Source organism: Micromonospora sp. NPDC057141, assembly GCF_042670805.1.
Lineage (GTDB): Bacteria > Actinomycetota > Actinomycetes > Mycobacteriales > Micromonosporaceae > Micromonospora.
In genome coordinates this window covers 82,199-104,537 of the sequence record NZ_JBHUVA010000005.1, presented here as the reverse complement: position 1 = coordinate 104,537, position 22,339 = coordinate 82,199, and the positions used below count along the sequence as shown (strand labels likewise).

The following is a 22,339-nucleotide window of genomic DNA, read 5'->3' as shown; positions in this document are numbered from 1 at the left end:
CCCCGGCCCCGGGGGGGGGGGGGGGGTGGTTCGCTGGCACGCCCACACCCCCTCTGGGTTTGACCGGGGGCCCTACCTTCCCCCCCCGCGGGGGGCCCCCGGTGCGGCCCACCGGGCGGCCCGCCTGCACCGGGGGATCGGTGCCACGGGGGATGCCCGAGGTATGGGTCAGATTAGCCGCTAACGACGCTACTCGGGAGAACTGTCCAGTTGGTGCGATTTCTCGCTCCGGCCGGGGCGGGCGACGGGCAGGGCCACCACCAGCAGCAGGCTCAGCAGCACGTACGTGTTGCGGACCAGGAACTCGCCGGGCGAGTCGGTGGGCACCGGGGCCACCCCCCAGTCGTGGAACGACACCACCCCGTAGGTGATCAGCGCGCCGGTGCCGAAGGCCAGGCCGGTCAGCCACCGTCGCCGTCGGGTCCCGGCCGGCGTGGCCGGGTCGGTGCCGAGCGCCGCGTCGACGAGCAGCACCACCGCCGGCACGAACCAGTAGATGTGGTGGGTCCAGGTGATCGGGCTGACCAGCGCCCCCACCAGGCCGGTCAGCGTCAGGCCGGTCAGCGCGTCCCCGGCGCGGGCGGCGCGGGCGGCCCGCCACAGCCCGTACCCGGCGATCAGCGCGGCCAGCGCGAGCCACAGCAGCCGGCTCGGCTCGGCCGGCGCGGTGAGCCGGCTGAGCAGCCCGAACAGCGACTGGTTGCCGGTGTAGTCGGTGCGCCCCACCCGGTCGGTCGCCCACAGCTCGTGGGTGAAGAACCGCCACGAGTCCGCCGGGGCCACGGCCGCCGCGAGCAGGGTCGCCCCGGCGGCGGTCGCCGAGGCCACGGCCGCGTCCCGCCACCGCCGGGTGGCCAGCAGGTAGACGATGAAGATGCCGGGGTAGAGCTTCAGCGCGGTGGCCAGCCCGACGCCCACGCCCGCCCAGCGTCGCCCCTGCGGCACGGCGAAGAGGAGGTCGGCCAGGATCAGCACGACCAGCAGCATGTTGATCTGGCCGAAGGTGATCGTCTCCCGGGTGCTCTCCACGGCGAAGACCAGCAGCACCCCGACGGTGAGGGTGAACACCCGGGGCAGGCCGTGCCGGGCGACGACCGGGGCGAGCAGCCACCGCGTGGTCACCACCACGCCGAGCGCGGTGAGGATCGTGAAGACCGCGATCGTCAGCCCCAGCGGCAGCAGCGCGAACGGGCGCAGCAGCAGCGCGCTCACCGGCGGGTAGGTGAAGTACAGCTCGCCCTGCACCCGGTCCGGCTGCACGTAGTCGTAGAGCGGGTGGCCGGCGACCCACCAGTCCATCGCCCGCATGTAGATCTTGAGGTCGAGGAAGTCGTGCTTCAGGCCCGGCAGGTACAGCGCCGGCAGCACGGCCGCCAGGGCCAGCACCGTGACCAGCCGGCGGACCCGGCGGCCGCCCGGCTCGTCGGCGGTTACGGAGGGTAGCGCGATCGGTTCAGCTGGCACGGGGAAACCCTAGCGGCCCATCCGGCGTACGGTGCCGAGGCGCGAGGGCGTGGGCTGCGCGTAGGCTGTGCCCGTGGCTGATCTCCTCGTCTGGATCGACTGTGAGATGACCGGGTTGGACCTCGGCAGGGACGCCCTGATCGAGGTCGCCGCGCTGGTCACCGACCCCGACCTCAACGTGCTCGGCGACGGGGTCGACGTGGTGATCCACGCGGACGAGGCGGCGCTGGAGGCGATGCCGGAGATCGTCCGCACCATGCACGGCAAGTCCGGGCTGACCGAGGAGGTCCGGCGTTCCGCCGTGACCCTCGCCGAGGCCGAGGACCTGGTGCTCGACTACGTCAGCAGCCACGTGAAGGATCCGCGCTCCGCCCCGCTGTGCGGCAACTCGATCGCCACCGACCGGGGATTCATCGCCCGGGACATGCCGCGCCTCGACGCGCACCTGCACTACCGGATGATCGACGTTTCCTCCATCAAGGAACTGTGCCGGCGCTGGTATCCGCGGGTTTACTTCGGGCAGCCGCGCAAGGGGCTGGCCCACCGGGCGCTGGCCGACATCCGGGAGAGCATCCGCGAGCTGGAATACTACCGGCGGACGATCTTCGTCCCGCTGCCCGGCCCCGACGTGGACAGCGCGAAGGCCATCGCCGCGCAGCTCTGAGCCCTGCTCTGAGCAGCCCTGCTGCTCTGAGCCCGGGCCCTCGTGGCCCGCCCGACCCGGTCGCCCCGGGGACGGCACCCGCCACCGGACGCGCGTTCGGCCGTCAGCGGGCCGTGAGGCCGCGCCGGGTGGAGACGCCGGCGGGCAGCCGGTTCAGCTCCGCCCAGGACAGCGCCGGCTGCACGCCGCGCACGTTGCGAGCCTCCCGGTACGCCGGCTGGGCAAGGAACCATCCCCGCGCCACCCGCCAGCGCCGCTCGGCGTCCTGCTCGTGTCGGTCCTCAGGCAGATTCGGCATGACCATACCGTCCCAGAGAAATTTGTACATGTATGGAAATAGATATGACGTGGTCGCGGTGCCTCCGGTTCCCGCCGTCCCGGACCTCGACCGGCCGGCGCACGATCGCCGGCCCGGCGGCGTACCGTGATCATGTCGGCGCCCCCCGGCGGGCGCGGCGGAGGGAGGCGACCGGTGGGCGACCGGCGGTTGTACCTGCACCTGGTGAGCTGGCTCGGGCAGTGGCCGCCGGGCCCCGGGCTGCACGTGGTCGGCTCGTACCGGCGTGACCTGCCCGCCTGGGACGGCCGGCTCCGCCCGGCGATCGCGGTGGGCGACGGGCGCGGCACGGTGCTCTCGGTCGCGCCCCGGCACGTGGCGGAGGTGCGGGCCCTCGCCGCCCGGTCGCAGCGGCGGCTGCTCGCCGGCCTGCCTGCCGCCGTCGCCCACCCCCGGTGGGTGCCAAACGACGACGTGTTCCGGTGGACCCTGGCCCCGGCCCCGCTGCCGGCGGTCGGGGAGTGGGTCGCGCCGACCGAGCCGGGGCTGCCCCGGTGGCTGGGGTTGTTCGACCGCGAGGTGCTGGTGGTGCGGGAGGCCGACGGGCGGTACCTGGCCGGCGTGGCGATCAAGCGGCACGACGCCCACGGCCACGAGCTGGCCGTCGGCACCGTGCGGGCCGCCCGGGGCCGGGGGCTGGCCCGCCGGCTGGTGGCCCAGGCCGCCCGGCGGGTCCTCGACGAGGGCGCTGTGCCGACGTACCGGCACGACCCGGCCAACGGCGCGTCGGCGCGGGTGGCGGAGGCCGCCGGCTTCCCGGACCGGGGCTGGCGGTCGTACGGGGTCTATCCGCCGTAGGCGGGCGTCCCCAGCCCCGACCCGGGTCACCGGTCAGTGGGACCCCAGCCCGGTCAGCAGCCCTGTCGCCCGCTGCTGATCGTGTAGCGGTAACCCTGCCAGTCGATGTAGCCGACCGCGGCGACGCAGTAGTTCGCGGTGCCGGTGACACCTCGCGGCCCCGCATAGTAGGCGTAGTTGCCGAGGTCCTCACTGGAGCTGGCCGCGACCGTGCACGGCTGCCCCTCGCCGGACTGCTGCGTGCATCGGTACGCGCGTACGGAGGTCGGTGCGGCGACGCCGTATGCCGCGCCCTTGTGGTAGAAGCACGCGCTGTTCGTGCCGCCGTTGGAGGTGTTGTAGAAAATCGTCAACTCGCCGGGACCGTAGCTCTCGCTGTAGCTGATGGTCCCGGAACAGGACACGGCGGCCTGCGAGGGTGACGCGAGGGCGACAACGAATGCGCCGCTCATGGTCACCGTGGACAGGACGAGTGCAAGAACCCTGCGGACGTGACGCACGATGGCTCCCTTCGGTCTGTCTTGCCGGACGGGACGGACCCGCAGGTGGACAGGACGAAGCCAAAGCCTGGCGGGCCGGGGGCGCTCTTCCATCCGCCCGCCGGGAAGCAGCGGGCTCCTGCGATGGGAAGGCTCGGAAACCGATGGATCAGAGAGCGCCAATAGTGCAAAGCATGCCAAAGGTCAGCTCTCACGTCGATACCGAAAAGCTGTCGAATCAACGACAGCTATCCATAAAAGGTGGCAAGTTGTGACGGTAGGACGCGGACCGTGGATCCCGGGCCGGATCCACGGTCCGCGCGGCCTCCCCCCAGGTCCTCCCCGTGGGGCGGTCGGTCGCTCACCACCCGCCGCCGTCCCGCTCATGACGCTACGTATCGGAATCGAGGTGGGCAAGGGGGAGCCGGCGGGTCGGCGGTGTCGTCTAGCGGACTTGACCTGCGGATAAGCGAAACCAGCCGCCTGAGGTTCAGTGACGCAGCGTGCGGATCAGGGCGATCGCCTGGCGGGTCGCCGGCCGCAGCACCCGCAGCCGGGACAGGCCGACGAGGCGGTCGACCAGCGGCACCGCGCCGTCGATGAGCTGCCGGGTCTTCGCCTGCCCCGGCGAGCGGTCGTGCACCCAGTACAGGACCACCCCCAGGTATGCCAGCCAGAGCAGCTCGGGCAGCTCCGGGCGCAGCTCGGGGTCGACCTTCGCGGTCGAGCCGTCGAGGACCTCGCGGAACAGCGCGACGGACGCCTGCCGGGGGCCGGCGGACTCGGCGGAGAACGGGCTCAGCGGCGACGTCGGCTCGGCCGCGGTCTTGAAGAACGTCGCGGCGAATTCGTGGTACGGGCCGAGCACGTCGATGCCGGCGTGCAGCACTCCGGTCAGCCTTTCCCCGAACCCGGTCTCCCGCGCCAGCACCGCCGCCGCGGCGGCCCGGTGCTCCAGCTGCGTGCCCGCGTAGAACTCCTGGATCAGGTGGTCCTTGGAGCCGAAGTAGTAGTACGCGTTGCCGACCGCGACGCCCGCCTCCTGGGCGATGGCCCGCATGGTGGTGCGGGCGTAGCCGCGTTCCCGGAACATCCGCAGCGCGGTGTCCAGGATCAGCCGCCGGGTCTGCTCACCCCGGACGGTCGCCGCCTCGCCCGCAGCGGTCGTCGGCGCAGTCTGCTCGGTCATCGTCCTCACCGTATCCCGGGTCGGGGCCGGTCGATCCGTCCCACGGCTCGCGGATCAGCCCGCGCACCGACGAGGCGGTGGCCACCACCCGCCGGGCCAGCGGCATCAGGTGCGGCCGGGCCAGCCGCTCGGCCGTGGCCCGGTGGTCCGCCAGCGCCCACAGGCAGGCGAACCAGGCCCCGTCGCCCGCGTACACCTCCCCGGTGTCGGCCACCACGGTCAGGTCGCGCAGCGTGGCGTCGTGGTCGAGGCCCGGGAAGCGCCGCCGGGCCTCGACCGACCCGGCCGGCACGAACTCCAGGGGTACGAGCTGGGCGCGCGTGGCCAGCCAGCGCCGGGCGGCCCGACACAGCGGGCAGTGCGCGTCGTAGAGGACGGTGAGGGCGCCGATCCCACCGCCCCCGTGTGCGGTGGGATCGGTCCCGCCCGCCGGGACGGGGAGCGGTTGGCTCATCGGGCCGGCGGAACCGGGCCGGCGCCGGTCGCGCCGCCGTGCGGGGCGGCCGGGGGCGTGGTGGGGTACGGGGCGGTGGGGTGCGGGACGGGGTGGAGGCCGTGCGGGGCGGGCTGGGCGGGCGGCGGGGCGAGCCGGCCGACGGGTGCCACCGGGGGGTGGGTGGCGAGCTGACGCAGCCGGCCCCGGCGGTAGCGGCCGAGCGCGAACACGTTGAAGAAGTGCAGCGCGCCGAGCACCAGCAGCACCAGCCCCACCTTCAGGGACAGCTCCTCCATCGCCTGGCTGGTGCCGGTGACCGGGTCGCGGTGCCGCATAGCCACCGTGACGTAGCCGAGGTTGAGCAGGTAGAAGCCGACGACGAGGAGGCTGTTCACGGCGTGGGCCAGCCGCTCGTCGGCGAAGACCTCCTCCAGGAACACCAGCCCGTTGCGGGACAGCGACCGCGCCACCCAGATGGTCAGGCCGATGCTGACCGCGAGGTAGACCAGGTACATCCAGACCTTGACGTCCATCCCGGCACCTTCCTTGAACACGTTCAAAATCGGGTCGTCCCTACTGTAGGGCAGAACTTGAACGCGTTCAAGATGGGTCGACCGATCGCGGCCCCGTCCCGGGCCGGTGGCGGTGTTCGGGTCAGACGGTCAGGCCGAGGGCCTGGGCCGCCGCGCGGCCGTTGGCGTGGCTGGCGCCGTACGTGGTGACGAACGCGCGCACGTCCGCCGGCCGCCACCGCCCCGGCCAGCCCATCTCGACCACGACCACCGGGTGCGCGGCGGCCAGCGCGTCGACCAGCCCCGCGCCGCCCGGCAGCCGGTGCAGGTGCCGGCCGACCAGCACGATCGGCCGGTCCCCGGCGAGGGCGCGCAGCGTCGCCGCGTCCGCCTCGGCGGCCACCACCCGGATCTCCTCCAGCTCGGTCAGGTGCGGGCCGAGGCCCCACGGCACCCGCCCCTGCGCGATCGTGGTCGCGGCGTGCAGCTGCACGACGAGGGGGCGCCCCAGCCCGGCGACGTCGCCCTCCACGCGGACGGCGCGCCGCGCGACGGCGTACCCCAGGTCGGTGGGGGCGGGGGTCGGCGCGCCGGCGGCTTGGGTCGCGGCGGCGAGCGCGGCGGCGCGGCCCGCGGCCTGCTCGACGCGGGCCCGGTCCAGCCGGCCGTCGCCGAGCGCGGCGACGATCTCGGCGGCGACCCGCCCGACCAGGCCGGCGTCGACCCGCGCGCCGATGCAGAGCAGGTCCGCCCCGGCGGCGAGCGCCAGGACGGCGGCCGGGCCGACGCCGCCGGCGGCCAGCGCCGCGCCCTTCATCTCCAGCGCGTCGGTGATCACCGCCCCGGTGAAGCCCAGCTCGCGGCGGAGCAGGTCGACCAGGACCGTACGGCTGAAGGTGGCCGGGCCGTCGCCGGTCAGCGCGGGCACCCGGATGTGCGCGGTCATGATCGACAGGACCCCGGCGTCGACGGCCGCCGCGAACGGGGGCAGGTCGCGCTCGCGCAGCACCGCCGGGGACGCCTCCACGGTGGGCAGCTCGTGGTGGCTGTCGGCGACCGTCGCGCCGTGGCCGGGGAAGTGCTTGGCGCAGGCGGCGACGCCGGTCGACTGGAGGCCGGCGACGGCGGCGGCCGAGTGGGCGGCCACCCGGGTCGGGTCCGCGCCGAAGGAGCGGGTGCCGATCACGGGGTTCTCGTCGGCGGTGTTCACGTCCACGGTCGGGGCGAGGTCGACGGTGATCCCCAGGGCGGCCAGCTCGGCGCCGATCGCCGCGTACACCCGCTCGGTCAGCGCCGGGTCGTCGACCGCGCCGAGGGCGGCGTTGCCCGGGTACGGGCTGCCGGTGGCATGGGCGAGGCGGGTCACGTCCCCGCCCTCCTCGTCGATCGCGATCAGCACCTCGGCGCGGGCGGCGCGCAGCGCGGCGGTGCTGGCCGCCACCTGGGCCGGGTCGTGCACGTTCGTGCCGAACAGGGTGTGCCCGGCCAGCCCCTCGGCGACGAGGTCGACGGCCCAGTCCGGCGGGACCGGCCCCGGGTACGCGGCGAGCAGCGTGCCCAGCGCGAGCCGGCGAAGTCCAGGATCGGTCCCCACGGAGGTCTCCCCTCTGTCGTGCCCGGCCGGGCACGAGCGTCGTACCGGAGGCGTCGGCTGGTGCCGGGTCGTCCGAGTACCCCGGTTCGGGGTGGCCGTTACGCTACGGTCACCCGCGTGTCGGTTTGGTTAGCAAAGTTTACGAAAAATAGAGGACGTGGCATGAGTGCGACCCGGCTGCCCGGCACCCCCCGCCTGTTGCGGGCGCTCAACGACCGCGCGGCGCTGGAGCTGCTACTGGAGCAGGGGCCGCTGACCCGGGCCCGGCTCGGCGAGCTGACCGGCCTGTCCAAGGTCACCGCCTCCCAGCTCGTCGAGCGGCTGGAGGAGCGCGGCCTGGTCGCCCGGGTCGGCGAGCAGGCCGGCGGGCGGGGCCCGAACGCCCAGCTCTACGCCGTCCGGCCGGGCTCGGCGTACGTGGTCGGGGTGGACGTCGGCGCCGAGCGGGTGGTGGCCGCCTGCGCGGACATCACCGGCGCGGTCGTGTCCCGGGTGGAGCAGTCCACCCGGGACACCGACGACCCGGTCGGGGTGGTGCACAACGCCGTCGTCCAGGCCGCGAGCGGCGCCGGCGCTAAGCTGTCCAGCGTGCGCCGGGTGGTGCTGGGCACCCCCGGCCTGGTCGACCCGGCCAGCGGCGACATCACGTTCGCGTTCGACCTGCCGCGCTGGCACCGGGGCCTGCTCGCCGCGCTGCGGGAGGACCTGGCAACCCCGGTGGTCTTCGAGAACGACGTCAACCTGGCCGCCGTGGCCGAGGCGCAGTCGGGGGCGGCCCGGGAGAACCGCGACTTCGTGCTGGTCTGGGTCGGTGCGGGCGTCGGCCTGGCGATCATGCTCGGCGGCCGGCTGCACCACGGCAGCAGCGGCGCGGCCGGCGAGATCGGCTACCTGCCGGTGCCCGGCGTGCCCATCCCGCGCGACGTGTCGCGCCGGGCCAAGCCGGCCTTCCAGCAGCTCGCCGGGGCGGACGCGGTGCTCGCGGTGGCCCGGGAGCACGGGCTGCCGGCCGATTCGGCGGCGGACGCGGTGCGCGCGGCGATCGCCGCCGGCACCGCCGGGGGCCCGCTGCTCGACGAGTTGGCCCGCCGGCTGGCCCTGGGCGTGGCGAGCACCTGCGTGGTGCTCGACCCGCCGCTGGTGGTGCTCGCGGGCGAGGTCGGCCAGGCCGGCGGCGCGGCGCTGGCCGAGCGGGTGCAGCACGAGGTGGCCGCCATCACCCTGGTCCGCCCCCGGGTGGTGCCGACCGGGCTGACCGAGGAGCCGATCCTGCACGGGGCCCTGCGCACCGCCCTGGACGCGGTGCGCGACGAGGTGTTCGGCAGCACCGTTGGCTGACCCCGCGCGGTTCATGTGAAGGAATTCTTCACCACTGCCATGGGTGCTGCAAGGCGTTGCCGCGCCTGGCGGGTGGCTCAGACGAGGTCGCGGCGGCGGAACGCGCCGAACGCCGCCGCCGTCAGCGCGCCGACGAGCGTCAGCAGCACCACCAGGGCGAACCCCCAGCCGACCTCGTAGCTGGCGTCGCAGTAGCCGCTCACCCCCCGGCAGGCGGTGGCGTCGGAGAGCCGGGCCTGCCCCGTCAGCCAGGCGTCGAGATACGTGGAGAGCATCCAGTCCTCGCCGCGCGGCAGCCCCACCACCTCCACCACCACCCGCAGGCCCAGCTCCCACACCACCGCGTACGCGGTCACCGCGCCGAGCGCCGCCGCCGTCCGCCGGCCCAGCGTGGCGAGGGCGAAGCCGGCCGCCGAGGCGAGCAGCACCAGCACCAACCCGCGCAGCCAGATCAGCCCCAGCGACGGCCAGAACTCACCGCCCGTCGCCCCGGGCAGCCCGGCGCCCTGCCCGATCAGCCAGAACGCGCCCAGGTACGCCGCCGAGGCCAGCGCCGACAGCAGCGTCAGCGCCCCCAGCAGGGTGCCCAGCTTCGCGCCGAGCACGGCGAGCCGCCGGGGCCGCCAGATCAGCAGGTTCACCACCCCGCCGGTGGACAGGTCCGCCCCGATGTACGAGGCGCCCACCAGGAACCCGAACAGCACCAGGAACGCGACGAGGAAGTAGAGCAGCGGCCGGGCCTGGTCGGCGAAGGTGAACACCCCCTGGAGGTGGTCGGCGGCCACCGGCAGTCGGTCCCGCTGGCCCGGGTCGAACGCCGAGCAGTCCGGCGGGTACTCCTCGGCCGCCTCCGGCGGCAGCGTCCCGCGTACGGCCGCCAGGCACTGCTGGAACGTGTCCTCCAGCGCCTGCCGCTGCTCGGCGGCGGTCTGCTGCGCCGCGACGATCTCGTCCGGCGACGGCCGGTGCGAACCCGCCAGTGTGGTCACCGCCGTGACCGCGAACGCCAGCACCAGCAGCACCAGCATGAGTCGCACGAAGCGGCGCGCGGCCAGCCGCTCCCACTCGGCCCGGACCAGGTTCATTCCCCCGCCTCCCCGTCCCGCGCGCCGCCGTCGGTCAGCTCCAGGAAGACGCTCTCCAGGTCCGGCCGCAGCGGCGCCAGCTCGCGTACCCACAGCCCCTGCTCGCCGAGCAGCCGACTGACCTCGCCGGCGTCGGACACCCCGCCGACCAGCAGGTGGTCGGGGCGCTCGTCGGCCGCCAGCCCGGCGGCGCGCAGCAGCTCCGCCGCCCGGTCGGGCTCCGGCACGCGGACCAGCCACTCGTGCTGGTCGTGGCCGGCCAGCACCTCCGCCACCGGGCCGGCGGCCACCCGCCGCCCCGCCGCCACGATCGTCACGTGGTCGCAGATCAGCTGGATCTCCCCGAGGATGTGGCTGGACAGCAGGACCGTCACCCCCGAGGCGGCCAGCGACCGCATCAGGTCCCGCATCTCCCGGATGCCCGCCGGGTCCAGCCCGTTCGCCGGCTCGTCGAGGATCAGCAGCTCCGGCTCCTTGAGCAGCGCCGAGGCCACCGCGAGCCGCTGCCGCATGCCCAGCGAGTAGCCCCGCACCTCGTCCTCGCCCCGGTCGAGCAGCCCCACCTGCGCCAGCGCCTCGTCGACCCGCCGGGTCGGCACCCCGCCGGCCAGGGCGAGCAGCCGCAGCGTGCGGTGCCCGGTGAAGTTGCCGAAGAACTGCGGGGTCTCCACGATCGCGCCGACCCGGGCGGCCACCCGAGCCTGCGCGCGCGGGAGGTCCTCGCCGAACAGCCGCATCCGGCCGGAGTCGGCGCGGACCAGGCCGAGCAGGGCGCGCAGCGTGGTGGTCTTGCCCGAGCCGTTCGGCCCGAGGAAGCCGTGGACCTCGCCCCGCCCCACCAGCAGGTCGAAGCCGTCGACGGCGACGTGCCGGCTCCGGTACGGGCCGTGGAACGTCTTGCGCAGCACCTCGATCTCGATGACCGCGCTCATCCGACGTGCTCCCGGTGCGGCATCCGTGTCCTCCCCCGTGCGGTGACCAACGACACGGCGCCCAACCCTAGGGTGTGGACGCCGCCCGTGGGGGGCGGTACGGCGGTGCGTGGTTGGATGGGCGGGTGACTGGTGACCTGATCCCCGGCGCCCCCGGCGCCGCCCCCGCCGCCACCCCCGTGGACGCGGATCTGGTGGTCAGCCTCGACGGTGTCGGCGTACGCCGGTCCGGCACCGCGCTGCTGCACGACGTGGACTGGCGGGTCGAGCTGGACGAACGCTGGGTCGTGCTGGGCCCCAACGGAGCCGGGAAGACGACGCTGCTGAGCCTGGCCGCCGGCCGGCTGCACCCGACCACCGGCGTCGCCCACGTGCTCGGCGAGCGCATCGGCCGCACCGATGTCAACGAGCTGCGGATGCGCATCGGCCTGTCCACCGCAGCCCTCGCCGGGCAGTTGCCCGCCGAGGAGCGGGTGACCGACGTGGTGGTCACCGCCGCCTGGGCGGTCGTCGGGCGCTGGCGGGAGAGCTACGACCCCAGCGACGAGGCCCGGGCCCGCGCCCTGCTCGGTCAGCTCGGCGTCGGGCACCTCGCCGACCGGGCCTACGGCACGCTGTCCGAGGGGGAGCGCAAGCGGGTGCAGATCGCCCGCGCGCTGATGACCGACCCCGAGCTGCTGCTGCTCGACGAGCCCGCCGCCGGGCTCGACCTGGGCGGGCGCGAGGACCTGGTGGCCCGGCTGGCCGAGCTGGCGCACGACCCGGACGCCCCGGCCCTGGTCCTGGTCACCCACCACGTCGAGGAGATCCCGCCCGGCTTCACCCACGCGCTGCTGCTGCGCGAGGGCGCGGTGGTGGCCCAGGGGCTGCTCGGCGACGCCCTCACCGCCGACAATCTCTCCAAGACCTTCGGCCTGCCGCTGACGGTCGAGCGCTACGGCGACCGCTGGACGGCCCGCGCCGCCTGAGGCCGGGTCAGGAGAGACCGGAGCAAGGGAGGCAACTGTGCGGCAGCCGCGCGTCGTCGTCGTGGGCAGCGCCAACATGGACCTGGTGGCCACCGCCGGGGCCCTGCCCCGCCCCGGCGAGACGGTGCTCGGCAGCGACTTCGTCATGGTCCCCGGCGGGAAGGGGGCCAACCAGGCGATCGCCGCCACGCGGGCCGGCGCGTCCTGCGCCTTTCTCGGCGCGATCGGCTCCGACGCGTTCGGGGTGACCCTGCGGGCCCGGATCACGGCGGCCGGCGTCGACACCGGTCACCTCCGGGTGGTATATGGGGCGTCCGGCGTCGCCCTGGTGATGGTCAGCGCCGACGGCGAGAACGCGATCCTGGTCACCCCCGGCGCGAACGCCGCGTTCACCGGCCTCACCGGGGGCGAGCTGGCCGCCGTACGCGAGGCGGACGTCCTGGTCGCCCAGCTGGAGATCCCGGTGGCGACGGTGACCGAGGCGGCGGTGGCCGCCCGCGCCGCCGGCACCCGGGTGATCCTCAACGCCGCGCCGGCGCGGCACGTGCCGGCGGAACTGCTCGACGCCGTGGACCTGCTGGTGGTCAACGAGAACGAGGCGCGGACGCTCACCGGGGCCGGGCGGGACGACCCCGGGGCGCTGCTCGCGCTCGTGCCCCGCGCGGTGCTGACCCTCGGCGGCCAGGGCGCCCGGTACGTCGAGCGCGACGCCGCGCCGGTGCACGTCCCGGCGGTGCAGGTCGACGTGGTCGACTCGACCGCCGCCGGGGACGCGTTCACGGCCGCGCTCGCGGTGGCCTGGGGCGAGGGGCGAGACCTGCGGGCGGCGGTGCACTGGGCGGCGGCGGCCGGCGCGGCCTGCGTACGCCGGCTCGGCGCGTCCGTGGCCCTGCCCAGCCGGGCCGAGATCGACCAGCTCTATGCCCCGCCGGCCTGACTCACCCGCCGGCCCGGCCCTCCGGTCAGCTCGGGTCAGCCCCGGTCGCCCTGCTGCTCCACGGCCCGCTGCACGGCCCGGTAGATCTGCCCGAACCGCAGCGCGTCCGGCGTGCTCAGCAGCATCACCTCGCGGCCGTGGTGCTGCACCCACAGCTCGTTGACCCGGTTGCCCCGCTCGTACGAGCGGTCCAGCCAGCCGAGCGGCACCTCCAGGAACGGGAGCAGGGCCAGCGCGCCGACCGCGCAGGCGGCGAGGATGATCAGGGCCAGCGTCCAGTTGCCCCGGTCCTGCGCCGACCAGGTGAGCGACACCACGCAGACCAGCGCGACCAGCGGTGGCAGCGACAGCAGGAGCACCAGCACGCCCCGGCCGATCACCCGACCGCGCACGGCGAGGGTGGTCCGCCCGCGCGCGTGCCAGACGTACGTCACGTCGGCGATCGGGATGGCGTGGACGCCCACCTGGATCGACTCGGAGGTCACCTGCACCGCGTCGTCCCGGTAATAGATGGCCATCACCAAGCTTAACCGACGGTCGCCGTTCGACGCCTCCGCGTACGAGACAATCTCCTCTTCCCGCCGCCGGGGGCGGGGTTCACTTCATGCGCGCGGGCCCTTGTGGAGCTGCCCCGTCCGTGCGCCCGCCCCGTCCGTGCGGGCAGCTCCCTAGGCGACGGACAGCGCCGCTCACGCCCCGAGGGGACGCGAGGGTCACTGCCCGAGGGCTGCCGAGGGGCGCCGGGGAGGTTGGCTGGCCTCCACCGCCCGCTGCACGGCCCGGTAGATCTGCCCGAAGCGCAGCGCGTCGCCCGTGCACACCAGCCGCACCGGCTGGCCGCGCCAACGAACCCACAGCTCCAACTGGCGGCTGCCCCGGGCGTACGAGCGGTCCAGGTGCTCGAAGAGGAAGTCGGCGACGGGCCCGACGGCGAGCCCGACCAGCACGGAGGCCCCCACGATGGCGATCGTGACGGTCAGCGAGCGGTGCAGCCAGAGCGCGAGCGCCACCCCCAGCGCGGCGGCGACCAGCGGGCCGGCGAGCGCGGCGCCGATCGCGCCCCGGCCGGCGAGCACCCGCCAGGACCGGCTGCCGCGCAGGTGCCAGACCATGCTGATCTCGGCCAGCGGGTACGTCCGGCCGTCCACCCGCACGGCGGTGGAGGTGACCTGCACCGACCTGTCGTCGTAGTACGTGACCATGGCGGGCTCCGGGGAGACGGGACAGACATCAGACTATCTGCCCCAACGATCCGGGCCGTAAGGTTGGCACGCGACTTCGACGAGGAAGTGAGGGCAGCGTGAGCGAGTTCGTGCGGCTGGAGACCAAGGACGGCATCGGCACCATCCGGTTGGACCGGCCGCCGATGAACGCGCTGAACAAGCAGGTCCAGGAGGAGCTGCGCGCCGCCGCGGCGGAGGCCACCGTCGACCCCGGGGTCCGCGCCGTCATCGTGTACGGCGGCGAGAGGGTCTTCGCGGCGGGCGCGGACATCAAGGAGATGGCCGTCATGTCCTACGTGGACATGGCGGAGCGGGCGGCGGGCCTGTCCAGCGCGCTCGGTGCGTTCGCCCGGATCCCCAAGCCGGTGGTCGCCGCGATCACCGGGTACGCCCTCGGCGGCGGCTGCGAGTTGGCGCTCGCGTGCGACTGGCGGGTGGTGGCCGACGACGCGAAGCTCGGCCAGCCGGAGATCAAGCTCGGCGTCATCCCCGGCGCGGGCGGCACCCAGCGGCTGGCCCGGCTCGTCGGCCCGGCCCGCGCGAAGGACCTGGTCATGTCGGGCCGGATGGTGGACGCCCAGGAGGCGCTGCGGATCGGCCTGGTCGACCGGGTCGTGCCGGCCGCCGACGTGTACGCCGCCGCGGTCGAGCTGGTCACCCCGTACCTGACCGGGCCGGTGCAGGCGCTGCGGGCGGCGAAGCTCGCGGTCGACGCCGGCCTGGACATGGACCTCACCTCGGGCCTGGCCTGGGAGACCCAGCTCTTCGCGGCGCTGTTCGCCACCGACGACCGGCGCGAGGGCATGGCCGCTTTCGTCGAGAAGCGCAAGCCGGACTTCACCGGCCGCTGAGCCGAGCGTGGTTCACATTCAGCCTACCGGCCAGTAACGTGTGACTCCGGCCACGGCGGAGGGAGCGACGATGACGGAGCGGGTCGAAGGTCACGGCGGACAGCTGGCGCTCGCGGCGCTGCGCGCACACGGCGTACGCGAGATGTTCACGCTCTCCGGCGGGCACGTCTTCCCGCTCTACGACGCGGCGCACTCCGCCGGCTTCCCGCTCTACGACGTGCGGCACGAGCAGTCGGCGGTGTTCGCGGCCGAGGCGGTGGCCAAGCTCAACCGCCGCCCCGGCCTCGCCGTGCTCACCGCCGGCCCCGGCGTCACCAACGGCGTATCCGGTCTGACCAGCGCCTTCTTCAACGCCTCGCCGGTGCTGGTGCTCGGGGGGCGGGCCCCACAGTTCCGCTGGGGCTCCGGCAGCCTCCAGGAGATGGACCACCTGCCGCTGGTCGCCCCCGTCACCAAGCACGCCGAGACGGTGTTCGGCGCCGACGACATCCCGCGCGCGGTCAGCGCCGCGCTGACCACCGCGTTCGCCCCGCACCGGGGCCCGGTCTTCCTCGACTTCCCGCTGGAGGCCCTCTTCTCCGTCGGCGACGCCGAGCTGCCCGAGGCGGTCGCGCCCGCCCCGATCGAGGCCGACCCGGAGGAGGTGGCGCGGGCCGCCGGGCTGATCGCCGCCGCCAGCCGCCCGGTGATCATCGCCGGTTCCGACGTGTACGCCGGGGACGCCGTCGCCGCACTGCGCGCCGCCGCCGAGGCGCTGCGGGTGCCCGTGTTCACCAACGGGATGGGGCGCGGCGCGTTGCCCCCGGCCCACCCGCTGGCCTTCGCCAAGGCCCGCCGGCTCGCCCTGCGCAACGCCGACGTCGTCGTCGTGGTCGGCACCCCGCTGGACTTCCGGCTCGCCTTCGGCGCCTTCGGCGACGCCCGGGTGGTGCACGTGGTGGACGCGCCCAGCCAGCGCGCCGGCCACGTCACCCCGGCCGCGTCGCCCGCCGGTGACCTGCGGCTGATCCTCACCGCGTTCGCCGAGCACCCCGGCGACCGGGCCGACCACGACGACTGGGTCGCGCAGCTGCGCGTCGCCGAGGACGCCGCGAAGGCCCGCGACGCCGAGGAGATGGCCGCCGAGACCGACCCGATCCGCCCGGCCCGCGTCTACGGCGAACTGCGCCGGGCGCTCGCCCCCGACGCCATCACCATCGGCGACGGCGGCGACTTCGTCTCGTACGCCGGGAAATACCTGGAGCCCGCGCAGCCCGGCACCTGGCTCGACCCCGGCCCGTACGGCTGCCTCGGCACCGGCATGGGCTACGCGATGGGGGCCAGGGTCAGCCACCCGGACCGGCAGGTCTGCGTGCTGATGGGCGACGGCGCGGCCGGCTTCTCGCTGCTGGACGTGGAGTCCCTGGTGCGCCAGAAGCTGCCCGTGGTGATCGTGGTCGGCAACAACGGCATCTGGGGCCTGGAGAAGCACCCGATGCGGGCCATGTACGGCTACGACGTCGCCGCCGACCTCCAGCCCGGCCTGCGCTACGACAAGGTCGTCGAGGCCCTCGGCGGAGCGGGCGAGACGGTCGAGAAGGCCGGCGACCTCGCCCCGGCCCTGGACCGGGCGTTCGCCTCCGGCGTGCCGTACCTGGTCAACGTGCTCACCGACCCGGCGGACGCGTACCCCCGCTCGTCGAACCTGGCCTGAGCGCCGACCGCGCGGTCACACCTCGGGGCGGTTCTCCTCCCGGGGCGGGTCACCCTCGTGGCGGCGCAGGTCGTCCTCGCGGCGGCGCAGGTCCTCCTCCCAGCGGCGGAACAGCTCGTTGTCCTGCCGCCGGGAGCGTTCGGCGAGGGAGTCGAGGAATTCCGGGTCGTCGTCCGGGGCGAGGGGCCGGCGTGGGCCGCCCCGGGTGCCGGGGGCCGTCCGGGGCGCGCCCGGCCCTGCGACGGGGCGCTGCCGGCCGGCGAGGAACCAGGCGATCGGGCCGACCAGCGGGAAGAACAGGATGATCAGCACCCAGGCGATCCGGGGCAGCCCGCGGATCGCCCCCTCCTCGGCGGAGAGGCAGCTGATCAGCGCGCAGACCGCGAGCGCGATCTGGACCAGGAAGAGCAGGACGTACAGGCGGGCCATCTCCCCATCATGGCCTACCCGAGCCCGTCACCCCAGTCCGCGCAGGACCAGCAGCACGCCCAGCGTGGCCTGCCACGCGGCGGCGAGGGCGAGCGCCGGCATGGTCCGGGAGGTGGCGCGGACCGGGCCGGACCCGACGGCCCGGCCCCAGCACAGGGCCAGGGTCACGGCCCAGCCGGCGACCGCCGCGCCGGCCAGCACCGCCCCGGCCGCGTCCCCGGTGAGCGCCAGCCGGACGGTCAGCACGGTGACGGCGGTGAGCGCGAGCAGGCTGCGCCGCCAGGCGAGCCGGGTGCGTTCGGGTTGCAGCCCCGGGTCGCCGACCGTCACCGGCCGCCGATCGCGCGGGCCAGCACCGCGACCACCAGCAGCAGCGCGCCCAGCCCCACGGCGAGGGCGAGCACGGCGGGGAAGCGGGACGCCGGCAGTTCCTCGCCGAGCCGGATGGCCCGTTCGGTGCGGGCCCAGTGGTCGACGGCCCGCACGGCGACGGTGCCGCCGAGCAGCAGCAGCGCGACGGCGATCGCCTCGCGCAGGTGGACCAGCGGCAGCGGCGGGAGGAACTGGGCGGCGGCCAGCCCGCCGGCCACCAGGGCCAGCCCGGTGCGCAGCCAGGCCAGGAACGTCCGCTCGTTGGCCAGGGAGAAGCGGTAGTCGGGCGTGCTGCCCACCGACCGCAGCTCCCGCGGGTCGAACCACCGCCGTACCGTCTCCCACACGACGTCGATTATCCGCTTTGTCCGGGGCATAGATTGGCCGGGTGACTGATCTTGACGTGATGACGCTGCGCGAGGCCTACGACAACCAGCTCAAGGCGTGGGTGCCGGACCCGCTGCCGGCCGGGGCGACCGTGGAGCGGGACGGGCCGCTGGTGCGCATCCTCGGCCTGGACCATGGGGGTTTCCTCGGCTACCGCGACCTGGGCGGCCTGACCGGAGCGGCGCTGGACGAGCTGATCGCCCGCCAGGTGGAGTTCTTCCGGGCCCGGGGCGAGTCGGTGGAGTGGAAGCTGCACGGCCACGACGAGCCCGCCGACCTGCCGGACCGGCTGCGGGCCGCCGGGTTCGTGCCGGAGGAGCGGGAGACCGTCGTGATCGGCCCGGTCGCGCCGCTGGCGGCGACGCTCCCGGTGCTCCCCGACGGGGTACGCCTGCGTGAGGTCACCGCCCGCGCCGACCTGGACCGGATCGTGGCCATGGAGGAGGAGGTCTGGGGCGACAGCCGGGGCCACCTCGCCGACGGGCTGGAGAAGGAGATCGCCGCCGATCCGCAGTCGATCACGGTGGTGGTCGCCGAGGCGGGGGAGACCGTGGTCAGTGCCGGCTGGGTGCGCTATGTCGCGGGCACCGGCTTCGCGACGCTGTGGGGCGGCTCGACGCTGGAGCAGTGGCGTCGTCGGGGCGTCTACCGGGCGCTGGTCGGCTACCGGGCGCGGCTGGCCGCCCAGCGGGGCCGGACCCTGCTCCAGGTGGACGCCTCCGAGGACAGCCGGCCGATCCTGGAGCGGTTGGGTCTCGTCCCGATCACCACCACCACGCCCTACGTTTACACTCCGTGACCATGGAGCAGCCGCTGACGGACGAGGAACGACTCACCCTGAAGACGGGCGCGTTCGGCGCGGTCTTCCTGGTGTCGAACGCCGACCCGGGCATGTTCGCGATGCTGCGGGAGAGCTTCGCCGCGTCCGGGGTGATGGCGGGGGCGAGCGGCCCGGTGAAGGAGGCGCTGACTACGGGTCCGCTGCCGAATCTGCCCCGGGACTCGGCCCTGGAGGTCGAGTCGGTGGTGCTGCCGGCGCTGCGCCGGGCGGTGGAGATCCTGCGTGCGAAGTCGCCGGGGGACGTGGCGGCGTACCGGTCGCTGGTGCTGGCCGCCGCCGACCGGGTGGCAAGGGCGCACCGGGGGGTGACGCCGGCCGAGGCCGCAGTGATCGACCGGATCCGGGGCGCGCTGGCCGAGCCCGCCTGAGCCCGCGCCCCGGGGTCGGGGTGCGCGGTGAGCTGTGTCACCCTGGGGCCTCCGGGAGCCGATGCTACTTGTGGGTAACATTGGCTCGTGGGCAAGTGCACAGCAGCCCGCGGTTGACCGATCGTTAAGTCACGCGGGAGGCTGCGCCCGTGACCTGGCGAGCGATCGCCACACCAACAGGAGGGGTCGTCGAAGCGCGATGAACATCGTCGTACTCGTCAAGCAGGTGCCCGACTCGGGCGCGGACCGCAACCTGCGTCCTGACGACAACACCGTCGACCGCGGCTCGGCGAGCAACGTCATCAACGAGATGGACGAGTACGCCATCGAGGAGGCGTTGAAGATCAAGGAGGCGCACGGCGGCGAGGTGACCGTCCTGACCATGGGTCCGGACCGGGCGACCGAGTCGATCCGCAAGGCGCTGTCCATGGGGCCGGACGCCGCCGTGCACGTCGTCGACGACGCCCTGCACGGGTCCTGCGCCGTGGCCACCTCGAAGGTGCTCGCCGCCGCCCTCGGCCAACTCGCCGCCGACCTGGTGATCTGCGGCGCCGAGTCGACCGACGGCCGGGTCCAGGTCATGCCGCACATGATCGCCGAGCGCCTCGGCGTCGCCGCGCTGACCGGCGCGCGCAAGCTCACCGTCGACGGGTCCACCCTGACCGTGGAGCGGCAGACCGAGGAGGGCTACGAGGTGGTCACCGCCTCGACCCCGGCCGTGGTCTCGGTGTGGGACACCATCAACGAGCCGCGCTACCCGTCGTTCAAGGGCATCATGGCCGCCAAGAAGAAGCCGGTGCGGACCCTCTCCCTGGCCGACCTCGGGGTCGCCCCGGCCGAGGTGGGCCTCGACGGCGCGACCAGCGCCGTGCTGGAGCACAGCAAGCGCCCGCCGCGCTCCGGCGGCGCGAAGGTCACCGACGAGGGCACCGGCGGCGCGCAGCTGGTCGAGTTCCTCGCCACCGAGAAGTTCGTGTGAGGGGTCCGGACATGTCTGAGGTTCTCGTCGTCGTCGAAGCCACCCGCGAGTTCGGCGTCAAGAAGGTCACCCTGGAGATGCTCACCCTCGCCCGCGAGCTGGGCACGCCCAGCGCCGTCGTGCTCGGCGGCCCCGGCGCGGCCGAGGCGCTGAGCGCGAAGCTGGGCGAGTACGGCGCGGAGAAGATCTACGCCGCCGAGAGCGAGGAGATCGACGGCTACCTGGTGGCCCCGAAGGCCACCGTGCTGGCCGAGCTGGTCAAGCGGGTGCAGCCGGCCGCCGTGCTGCTCGCCTCCGCCCAGGAGGGCAAGGAGATCGCCGCCCGGCTGGCCGTCAAGCTGGACAACGGCATCCTGACCGACGTGGTCGCCCTCGCCACCGACGGCACCGCCACGCAGGTCGCGTTCGCCGGCTCGACCATCGTCAAGTCCAAGGTCACCCGGGGCCTGCCGCTGGTCACCGTGCGGCCGAACTCGCTCACCCCGACCCCGGCCGCCGCCACGCCCGCCGTCGAGCAGCTCACCGTGACCGTGGGTGAGGCCGACAAGCTGGCGAAGGTCGTCGACCGGGTCGCCGAGCAGAAGGGCTCCCGTCCCGAGCTGACCGAGGCGTCCGTGGTCGTCTCCGGCGGTCGCGGTGTCGGCAACGCCGACAACTTCAAGCTGGTCGAGGAGCTGGCCGACCTGCTCGGCGGGGCCGTCGGCGCGTCCCGCGCGGCCGTCGACTCCGGCTTCTACCCGCACCAGTTCCAGGTGGGGCAGACCGGCAAGACGGTTTCCCCGCAGCTCTACGTGGCGCTGGGCATCTCCGGGGCGATCCAGCACCGGGCCGGCATGCAGACCTCGAAGACCATCGTCGCCGTGAACAAGGACGGCGAGGCCCCGATCTTCGAGCTGGCCGACTTCGGGGTGGTGGGCGACCTGTTCAAGGTCGTGCCGCAGGCTGCCGAGGAGATCCGCAAGCGTAAGTGAGCCGCGCCCCGGGGCGACCCGGGCGCAACGCCGAGGGGAGCTGATCGGCGGGCCGGGGAGCTGATCCGGCCCGCCGATCAGCCCGTCAGGGTGCCCCTGAGCAGGCTGTCGCCGGAGCGGGCGGGCTTGTCGTCGTACTGCTCGGCGGCAACGGTAGCAGCGCGTCCCCCGGGACCGCCGGGAGATTCGCCACGTGCAGTTGGCCGTCGGTGAACACCCGGGCGACCTCCGGCCTCCGGCCGGCGCGACCCCGGTCAGTAGGCTGACCGGCGATGGCATACCTGGATCACGCGGCGACGACTCCGATGCTCGACGAGGCACTGGAGGCGTACGTGGCCGCCGCTCGCGAGGTCGGCAACGCGTCGTCACTGCACGCGGCGGGCCGGCGCGCCCGCCGTCTGGTGGAGGAGTCCCGCGAGCGGGTGGCCGCCGCGCTGAGGGCCCGCCCCTCCGAGGTGATCTTCACCGGTGGCGGGACGGAGAGCGACAACCTCGCGGTCAAGGGCATCTTCTGGGCCCGCCGGGTCGACTCCCCGGCCCGCCGCCGGGTGGTCTCCAGCGCCGTCGAGCACCACGCCGTCCTCGACGCGGTCGACTGGCTGACCGGCCACGAGGGCGCCGAGGTGGGTTGGCTGCCGGTGGACGCCGCCGGTCGGCTCGACCCGGAGACGCTGCGCGCCGAGCTGGCCGGGCACGGCGACGCCGTCGCCGTGGTCACCGCGATGTGGGCCAACAACGAGGTCGGCACCCTCCAGCCGGTGACCGCGCTGGCCGCGGTCGCCGCCGAGCACGGGGTGCCGTTCCACACCGACGCGATCCAGGCGGTCGGCCAGGTGCCGGTCGACTTCGCCGCCAGCGGCGTCTCCGCGCTGACGGTCACCGGGCACAAGCTCGGCGGCCCGGCGGGGGTGGGCGCGCTGCTGCTCGCCCGGGACGTCGCGGCCACCCCGCTGCTGCACGGCGGCGGCCAGGAACGCGACGTGCGCTCCGGCACCCTCGACACCGCCGGCATCGTCGCCTTCGCGGTCGCCGTCGAGGCGGCGGTCAAGGGCCAGCAGAAGTACGCGGCCCGCGTCGCCGCCCTCCGCGACGACCTCGTGCGGCGGGTCCGGCACGCCGTGCCCGAGGTGGTCTTCAACGGCGACCCCGACGACCGGCTCCCCGGCAACGCGCACTTCTCCTTCCCCGGCTGCGAGGGCGACGCGCTGCTGCTGCTGCTCGACGCCCAGGGCATCGCCTGCTCCACCGGCTCGGCCTGCTCGGCCGGGGTGGCCCAGCCCTCCCACGTGCTGATCGCGATGGGCGCCGACGACGACCGGGCCCGCTCCTCGCTGCGCTTCACCCTCGGCCACACCAGCGACCAGGCCGACGTCGACGCGCTCGTGGCGGCCCTGCCGGCGGCGGTGGAGCGGGCCCGCCGCGCCGCCGCCCTGCGCACCCCCCGCTGACCGCGCCCTGCGGCGACCCCGCTGCCCCGGGCCGGCGGGCGGGG

The 22,339-nt window shown here is 74.6% G+C and carries 26 protein-coding genes; 12 read left to right on the top strand and 14 right to left on the bottom strand.

Features of this window, described 5'->3' with window-relative positions:
• Window positions 1-189: 189 nt before the first annotated feature.
• A complete protein-coding gene (locus ACFT41_RS06000; protein ID WP_377590386.1) occupies window positions 190-1,464 on the bottom strand; it encodes a glycosyltransferase family 87 protein in 1,275 nt (424 codons plus the stop codon).
• A 67-nt stretch (window positions 1,465-1,531) separates the two neighbouring features.
• On the opposite strand from ACFT41_RS06000, the gene orn reads away from it, so the two are divergent.
• Window positions 1,532-2,128, top strand: coding sequence for an oligoribonuclease (orn, locus tag ACFT41_RS05995; RefSeq protein ID WP_377590388.1), 597 nt, complete (start codon window positions 1,532-1,534; stop codon window positions 2,126-2,128).
• A gap of 103 nt (window positions 2,129-2,231) precedes the next feature.
• Here the strand turns inward: orn and ACFT41_RS05990 are convergent, their stop codons facing one another.
• Window positions 2,232-2,426, bottom strand: a complete 195-nt coding sequence (locus ACFT41_RS05990; RefSeq protein ID WP_377590389.1) for a hypothetical protein — start codon at window positions 2,424-2,426, stop codon at window positions 2,232-2,234.
• Window positions 2,427-2,600: 174 nt separating this feature from the next.
• Here ACFT41_RS05990 and ACFT41_RS05985 point away from each other — a divergent pair, with 174 nt between their 5' ends.
• Complete coding sequence (locus tag ACFT41_RS05985) at window positions 2,601-3,263, top strand: GNAT family N-acetyltransferase (protein WP_377590391.1); 663 nt, start codon at window positions 2,601-2,603, stop codon at window positions 3,261-3,263.
• 53 nt (window positions 3,264-3,316) lie between these two features.
• Here the strand turns inward: ACFT41_RS05985 and ACFT41_RS05980 are convergent, their stop codons facing one another.
• The 5 genes from ACFT41_RS05980 to ACFT41_RS05960 all read right to left on the bottom strand — a co-directional run bounded on the left by ACFT41_RS05980 (window position 3,317) and on the right by ACFT41_RS05960 (window position 7,473).
• Window positions 3,317-3,763, bottom strand: coding sequence for a hypothetical protein (locus ACFT41_RS05980; RefSeq protein ID WP_377590393.1), 447 nt, complete (start codon window positions 3,761-3,763; stop codon window positions 3,317-3,319).
• A 469-nt stretch (window positions 3,764-4,232) separates the two neighbouring features.
• Window positions 4,233-4,931, bottom strand: coding sequence for a TetR family transcriptional regulator (locus ACFT41_RS05975; protein ID WP_377589255.1), 699 nt, complete (start codon window positions 4,929-4,931; stop codon window positions 4,233-4,235).
• Window positions 4,873-5,385: a thiol-disulfide oxidoreductase DCC family protein gene (locus tag ACFT41_RS05970; RefSeq protein WP_377589256.1), complete on the bottom strand. Its 513-nt coding sequence runs from the start codon at window positions 5,383-5,385 to the stop codon at window positions 4,873-4,875. Before ACFT41_RS05970 ends, ACFT41_RS05975 begins: the two co-directional genes overlap by 59 nt.
• Window positions 5,382-5,900 (bottom strand): hypothetical protein, encoded by a 519-nt coding sequence (locus tag ACFT41_RS05965; protein ID WP_377589257.1) that lies wholly within the window; start codon window positions 5,898-5,900, stop codon window positions 5,382-5,384. The genes ACFT41_RS05970 and ACFT41_RS05965 overlap by 4 nt, the downstream gene beginning before the upstream one ends.
• A 121-nt stretch (window positions 5,901-6,021) precedes the next feature.
• Entirely contained in the window at window positions 6,022-7,473 is a 1,452-nt protein-coding gene (locus tag ACFT41_RS05960; protein ID WP_377589258.1) for a glycoside hydrolase family 3 N-terminal domain-containing protein, read from the bottom strand.
• 162 nt (window positions 7,474-7,635) lie between these two features.
• On the opposite strand from ACFT41_RS05960, the gene ACFT41_RS05955 reads away from it, so the two are divergent.
• The gene (locus ACFT41_RS05955; RefSeq protein ID WP_377589259.1) at window positions 7,636-8,811 is read left to right on the top strand and encodes an ROK family protein; all 1,176 of its coding nucleotides are present in this window, start codon (window positions 7,636-7,638) and stop codon (window positions 8,809-8,811) included.
• Window positions 8,812-8,888: 77 nt separating this feature from the next.
• Here ACFT41_RS05955 and ACFT41_RS05950 read toward each other — a convergent pair whose 3' ends face one another.
• Window positions 8,889-9,896, bottom strand: a complete 1,008-nt coding sequence (locus tag ACFT41_RS05950) for an ABC transporter permease subunit (RefSeq protein ID WP_377589260.1) — start codon at window positions 9,894-9,896, stop codon at window positions 8,889-8,891.
• The gene (locus tag ACFT41_RS05945) at window positions 9,893-10,828 is read right to left on the bottom strand and encodes an ABC transporter ATP-binding protein (protein ID WP_377589261.1); all 936 of its coding nucleotides are present in this window, start codon (window positions 10,826-10,828) and stop codon (window positions 9,893-9,895) included. Before ACFT41_RS05945 ends, ACFT41_RS05950 begins: the two co-directional genes overlap by 4 nt.
• Window positions 10,829-10,953: 125 nt before the next feature.
• Here ACFT41_RS05945 and ACFT41_RS05940 point away from each other — a divergent pair, with 125 nt between their 5' ends.
• Both ACFT41_RS05940 and ACFT41_RS05935 read left to right on the top strand, forming a co-directional pair.
• On the top strand, window positions 10,954-11,796 hold the full coding sequence (locus tag ACFT41_RS05940) for an ABC transporter ATP-binding protein (RefSeq protein ID WP_377589262.1): 843 nt from the start codon (window positions 10,954-10,956) through the stop codon (window positions 11,794-11,796).
• A gap of 37 nt (window positions 11,797-11,833) precedes the next feature.
• Window positions 11,834-12,733 (top strand): ribokinase, encoded by a 900-nt coding sequence (locus ACFT41_RS05935; protein WP_377589263.1) that lies wholly within the window; start codon window positions 11,834-11,836, stop codon window positions 12,731-12,733.
• Window positions 12,734-12,768: 35 nt separating this feature from the next.
• Here the strand turns inward: ACFT41_RS05935 and ACFT41_RS05930 are convergent, their stop codons facing one another.
• Both ACFT41_RS05930 and ACFT41_RS05925 read right to left on the bottom strand, forming a co-directional pair.
• The gene (locus ACFT41_RS05930) at window positions 12,769-13,251 is read right to left on the bottom strand and encodes a DUF6232 family protein (RefSeq protein ID WP_377589264.1); all 483 of its coding nucleotides are present in this window, start codon (window positions 13,249-13,251) and stop codon (window positions 12,769-12,771) included.
• A 195-nt stretch (window positions 13,252-13,446) separates the two neighbouring features.
• Window positions 13,447-13,935, bottom strand: coding sequence for a DUF6232 family protein (locus ACFT41_RS05925; protein WP_377589265.1), 489 nt, complete (start codon window positions 13,933-13,935; stop codon window positions 13,447-13,449).
• 98 nt (window positions 13,936-14,033) lie between these two features.
• On the opposite strand from ACFT41_RS05925, the gene ACFT41_RS05920 reads away from it, so the two are divergent.
• Together ACFT41_RS05920 and ACFT41_RS05915 are read left to right on the top strand one after the other, a co-directional pair.
• The gene (locus tag ACFT41_RS05920; RefSeq protein ID WP_377589266.1) at window positions 14,034-14,807 is read left to right on the top strand and encodes an enoyl-CoA hydratase-related protein; all 774 of its coding nucleotides are present in this window, start codon (window positions 14,034-14,036) and stop codon (window positions 14,805-14,807) included.
• Between the two features lie 70 nt (window positions 14,808-14,877).
• On the top strand, window positions 14,878-16,500 hold the full coding sequence (locus ACFT41_RS05915; protein ID WP_377589267.1) for an acetolactate synthase: 1,623 nt from the start codon (window positions 14,878-14,880) through the stop codon (window positions 16,498-16,500).
• Window positions 16,501-16,515: 15 nt separating this feature from the next.
• On the opposite strand, the gene ACFT41_RS05910 is transcribed toward ACFT41_RS05915, so the two are convergent.
• The 3 genes from ACFT41_RS05910 to ACFT41_RS05900 are packed head-to-tail and all read right to left on the bottom strand — an operon-like array spanning window position 16,516 to window position 17,678.
• Window positions 16,516-16,929 (bottom strand): PLD nuclease N-terminal domain-containing protein, encoded by a 414-nt coding sequence (locus ACFT41_RS05910; protein WP_377589268.1) that lies wholly within the window; start codon window positions 16,927-16,929, stop codon window positions 16,516-16,518.
• A 27-nt stretch (window positions 16,930-16,956) separates the two neighbouring features.
• Window positions 16,957-17,259, bottom strand: a complete 303-nt coding sequence (locus ACFT41_RS05905; protein WP_377589269.1) for a DUF202 domain-containing protein — start codon at window positions 17,257-17,259, stop codon at window positions 16,957-16,959.
• Window positions 17,256-17,678, bottom strand: a complete 423-nt coding sequence (locus ACFT41_RS05900; protein WP_377589270.1) for a YidH family protein — start codon at window positions 17,676-17,678, stop codon at window positions 17,256-17,258. Before ACFT41_RS05900 ends, ACFT41_RS05905 begins: the two co-directional genes overlap by 4 nt.
• 11 nt (window positions 17,679-17,689) lie before the next feature.
• Between ACFT41_RS05900 and ACFT41_RS05895 the strand changes: the two genes are divergently transcribed.
• The 5 genes from ACFT41_RS05895 to ACFT41_RS05875 all read left to right on the top strand — a co-directional run bounded on the left by ACFT41_RS05895 (window position 17,690) and on the right by ACFT41_RS05875 (window position 22,295).
• Window positions 17,690-18,487 (top strand): GNAT family N-acetyltransferase, encoded by a 798-nt coding sequence (locus tag ACFT41_RS05895; RefSeq protein WP_377589271.1) that lies wholly within the window; start codon window positions 17,690-17,692, stop codon window positions 18,485-18,487.
• On the top strand, window positions 18,484-18,897 hold the full coding sequence (locus ACFT41_RS05890) for a hypothetical protein (RefSeq protein ID WP_377589272.1): 414 nt from the start codon (window positions 18,484-18,486) through the stop codon (window positions 18,895-18,897). Before ACFT41_RS05895 ends, ACFT41_RS05890 begins: the two co-directional genes overlap by 4 nt.
• Window positions 18,898-19,096: 199 nt before the next feature.
• Complete coding sequence (locus ACFT41_RS05885) at window positions 19,097-19,876, top strand: electron transfer flavoprotein subunit beta/FixA family protein (RefSeq protein WP_377589273.1); 780 nt, start codon at window positions 19,097-19,099, stop codon at window positions 19,874-19,876.
• An 11-nt stretch (window positions 19,877-19,887) separates the two neighbouring features.
• Complete coding sequence (locus ACFT41_RS05880) at window positions 19,888-20,847, top strand: electron transfer flavoprotein subunit alpha/FixB family protein (RefSeq protein ID WP_377613757.1); 960 nt, start codon at window positions 19,888-19,890, stop codon at window positions 20,845-20,847.
• Between the two features lie 272 nt (window positions 20,848-21,119).
• On the top strand, window positions 21,120-22,295 hold the full coding sequence (locus ACFT41_RS05875; protein WP_377586941.1) for a cysteine desulfurase family protein: 1,176 nt from the start codon (window positions 21,120-21,122) through the stop codon (window positions 22,293-22,295).
• Window positions 22,296-22,339 lie beyond the last annotated feature (44 nt).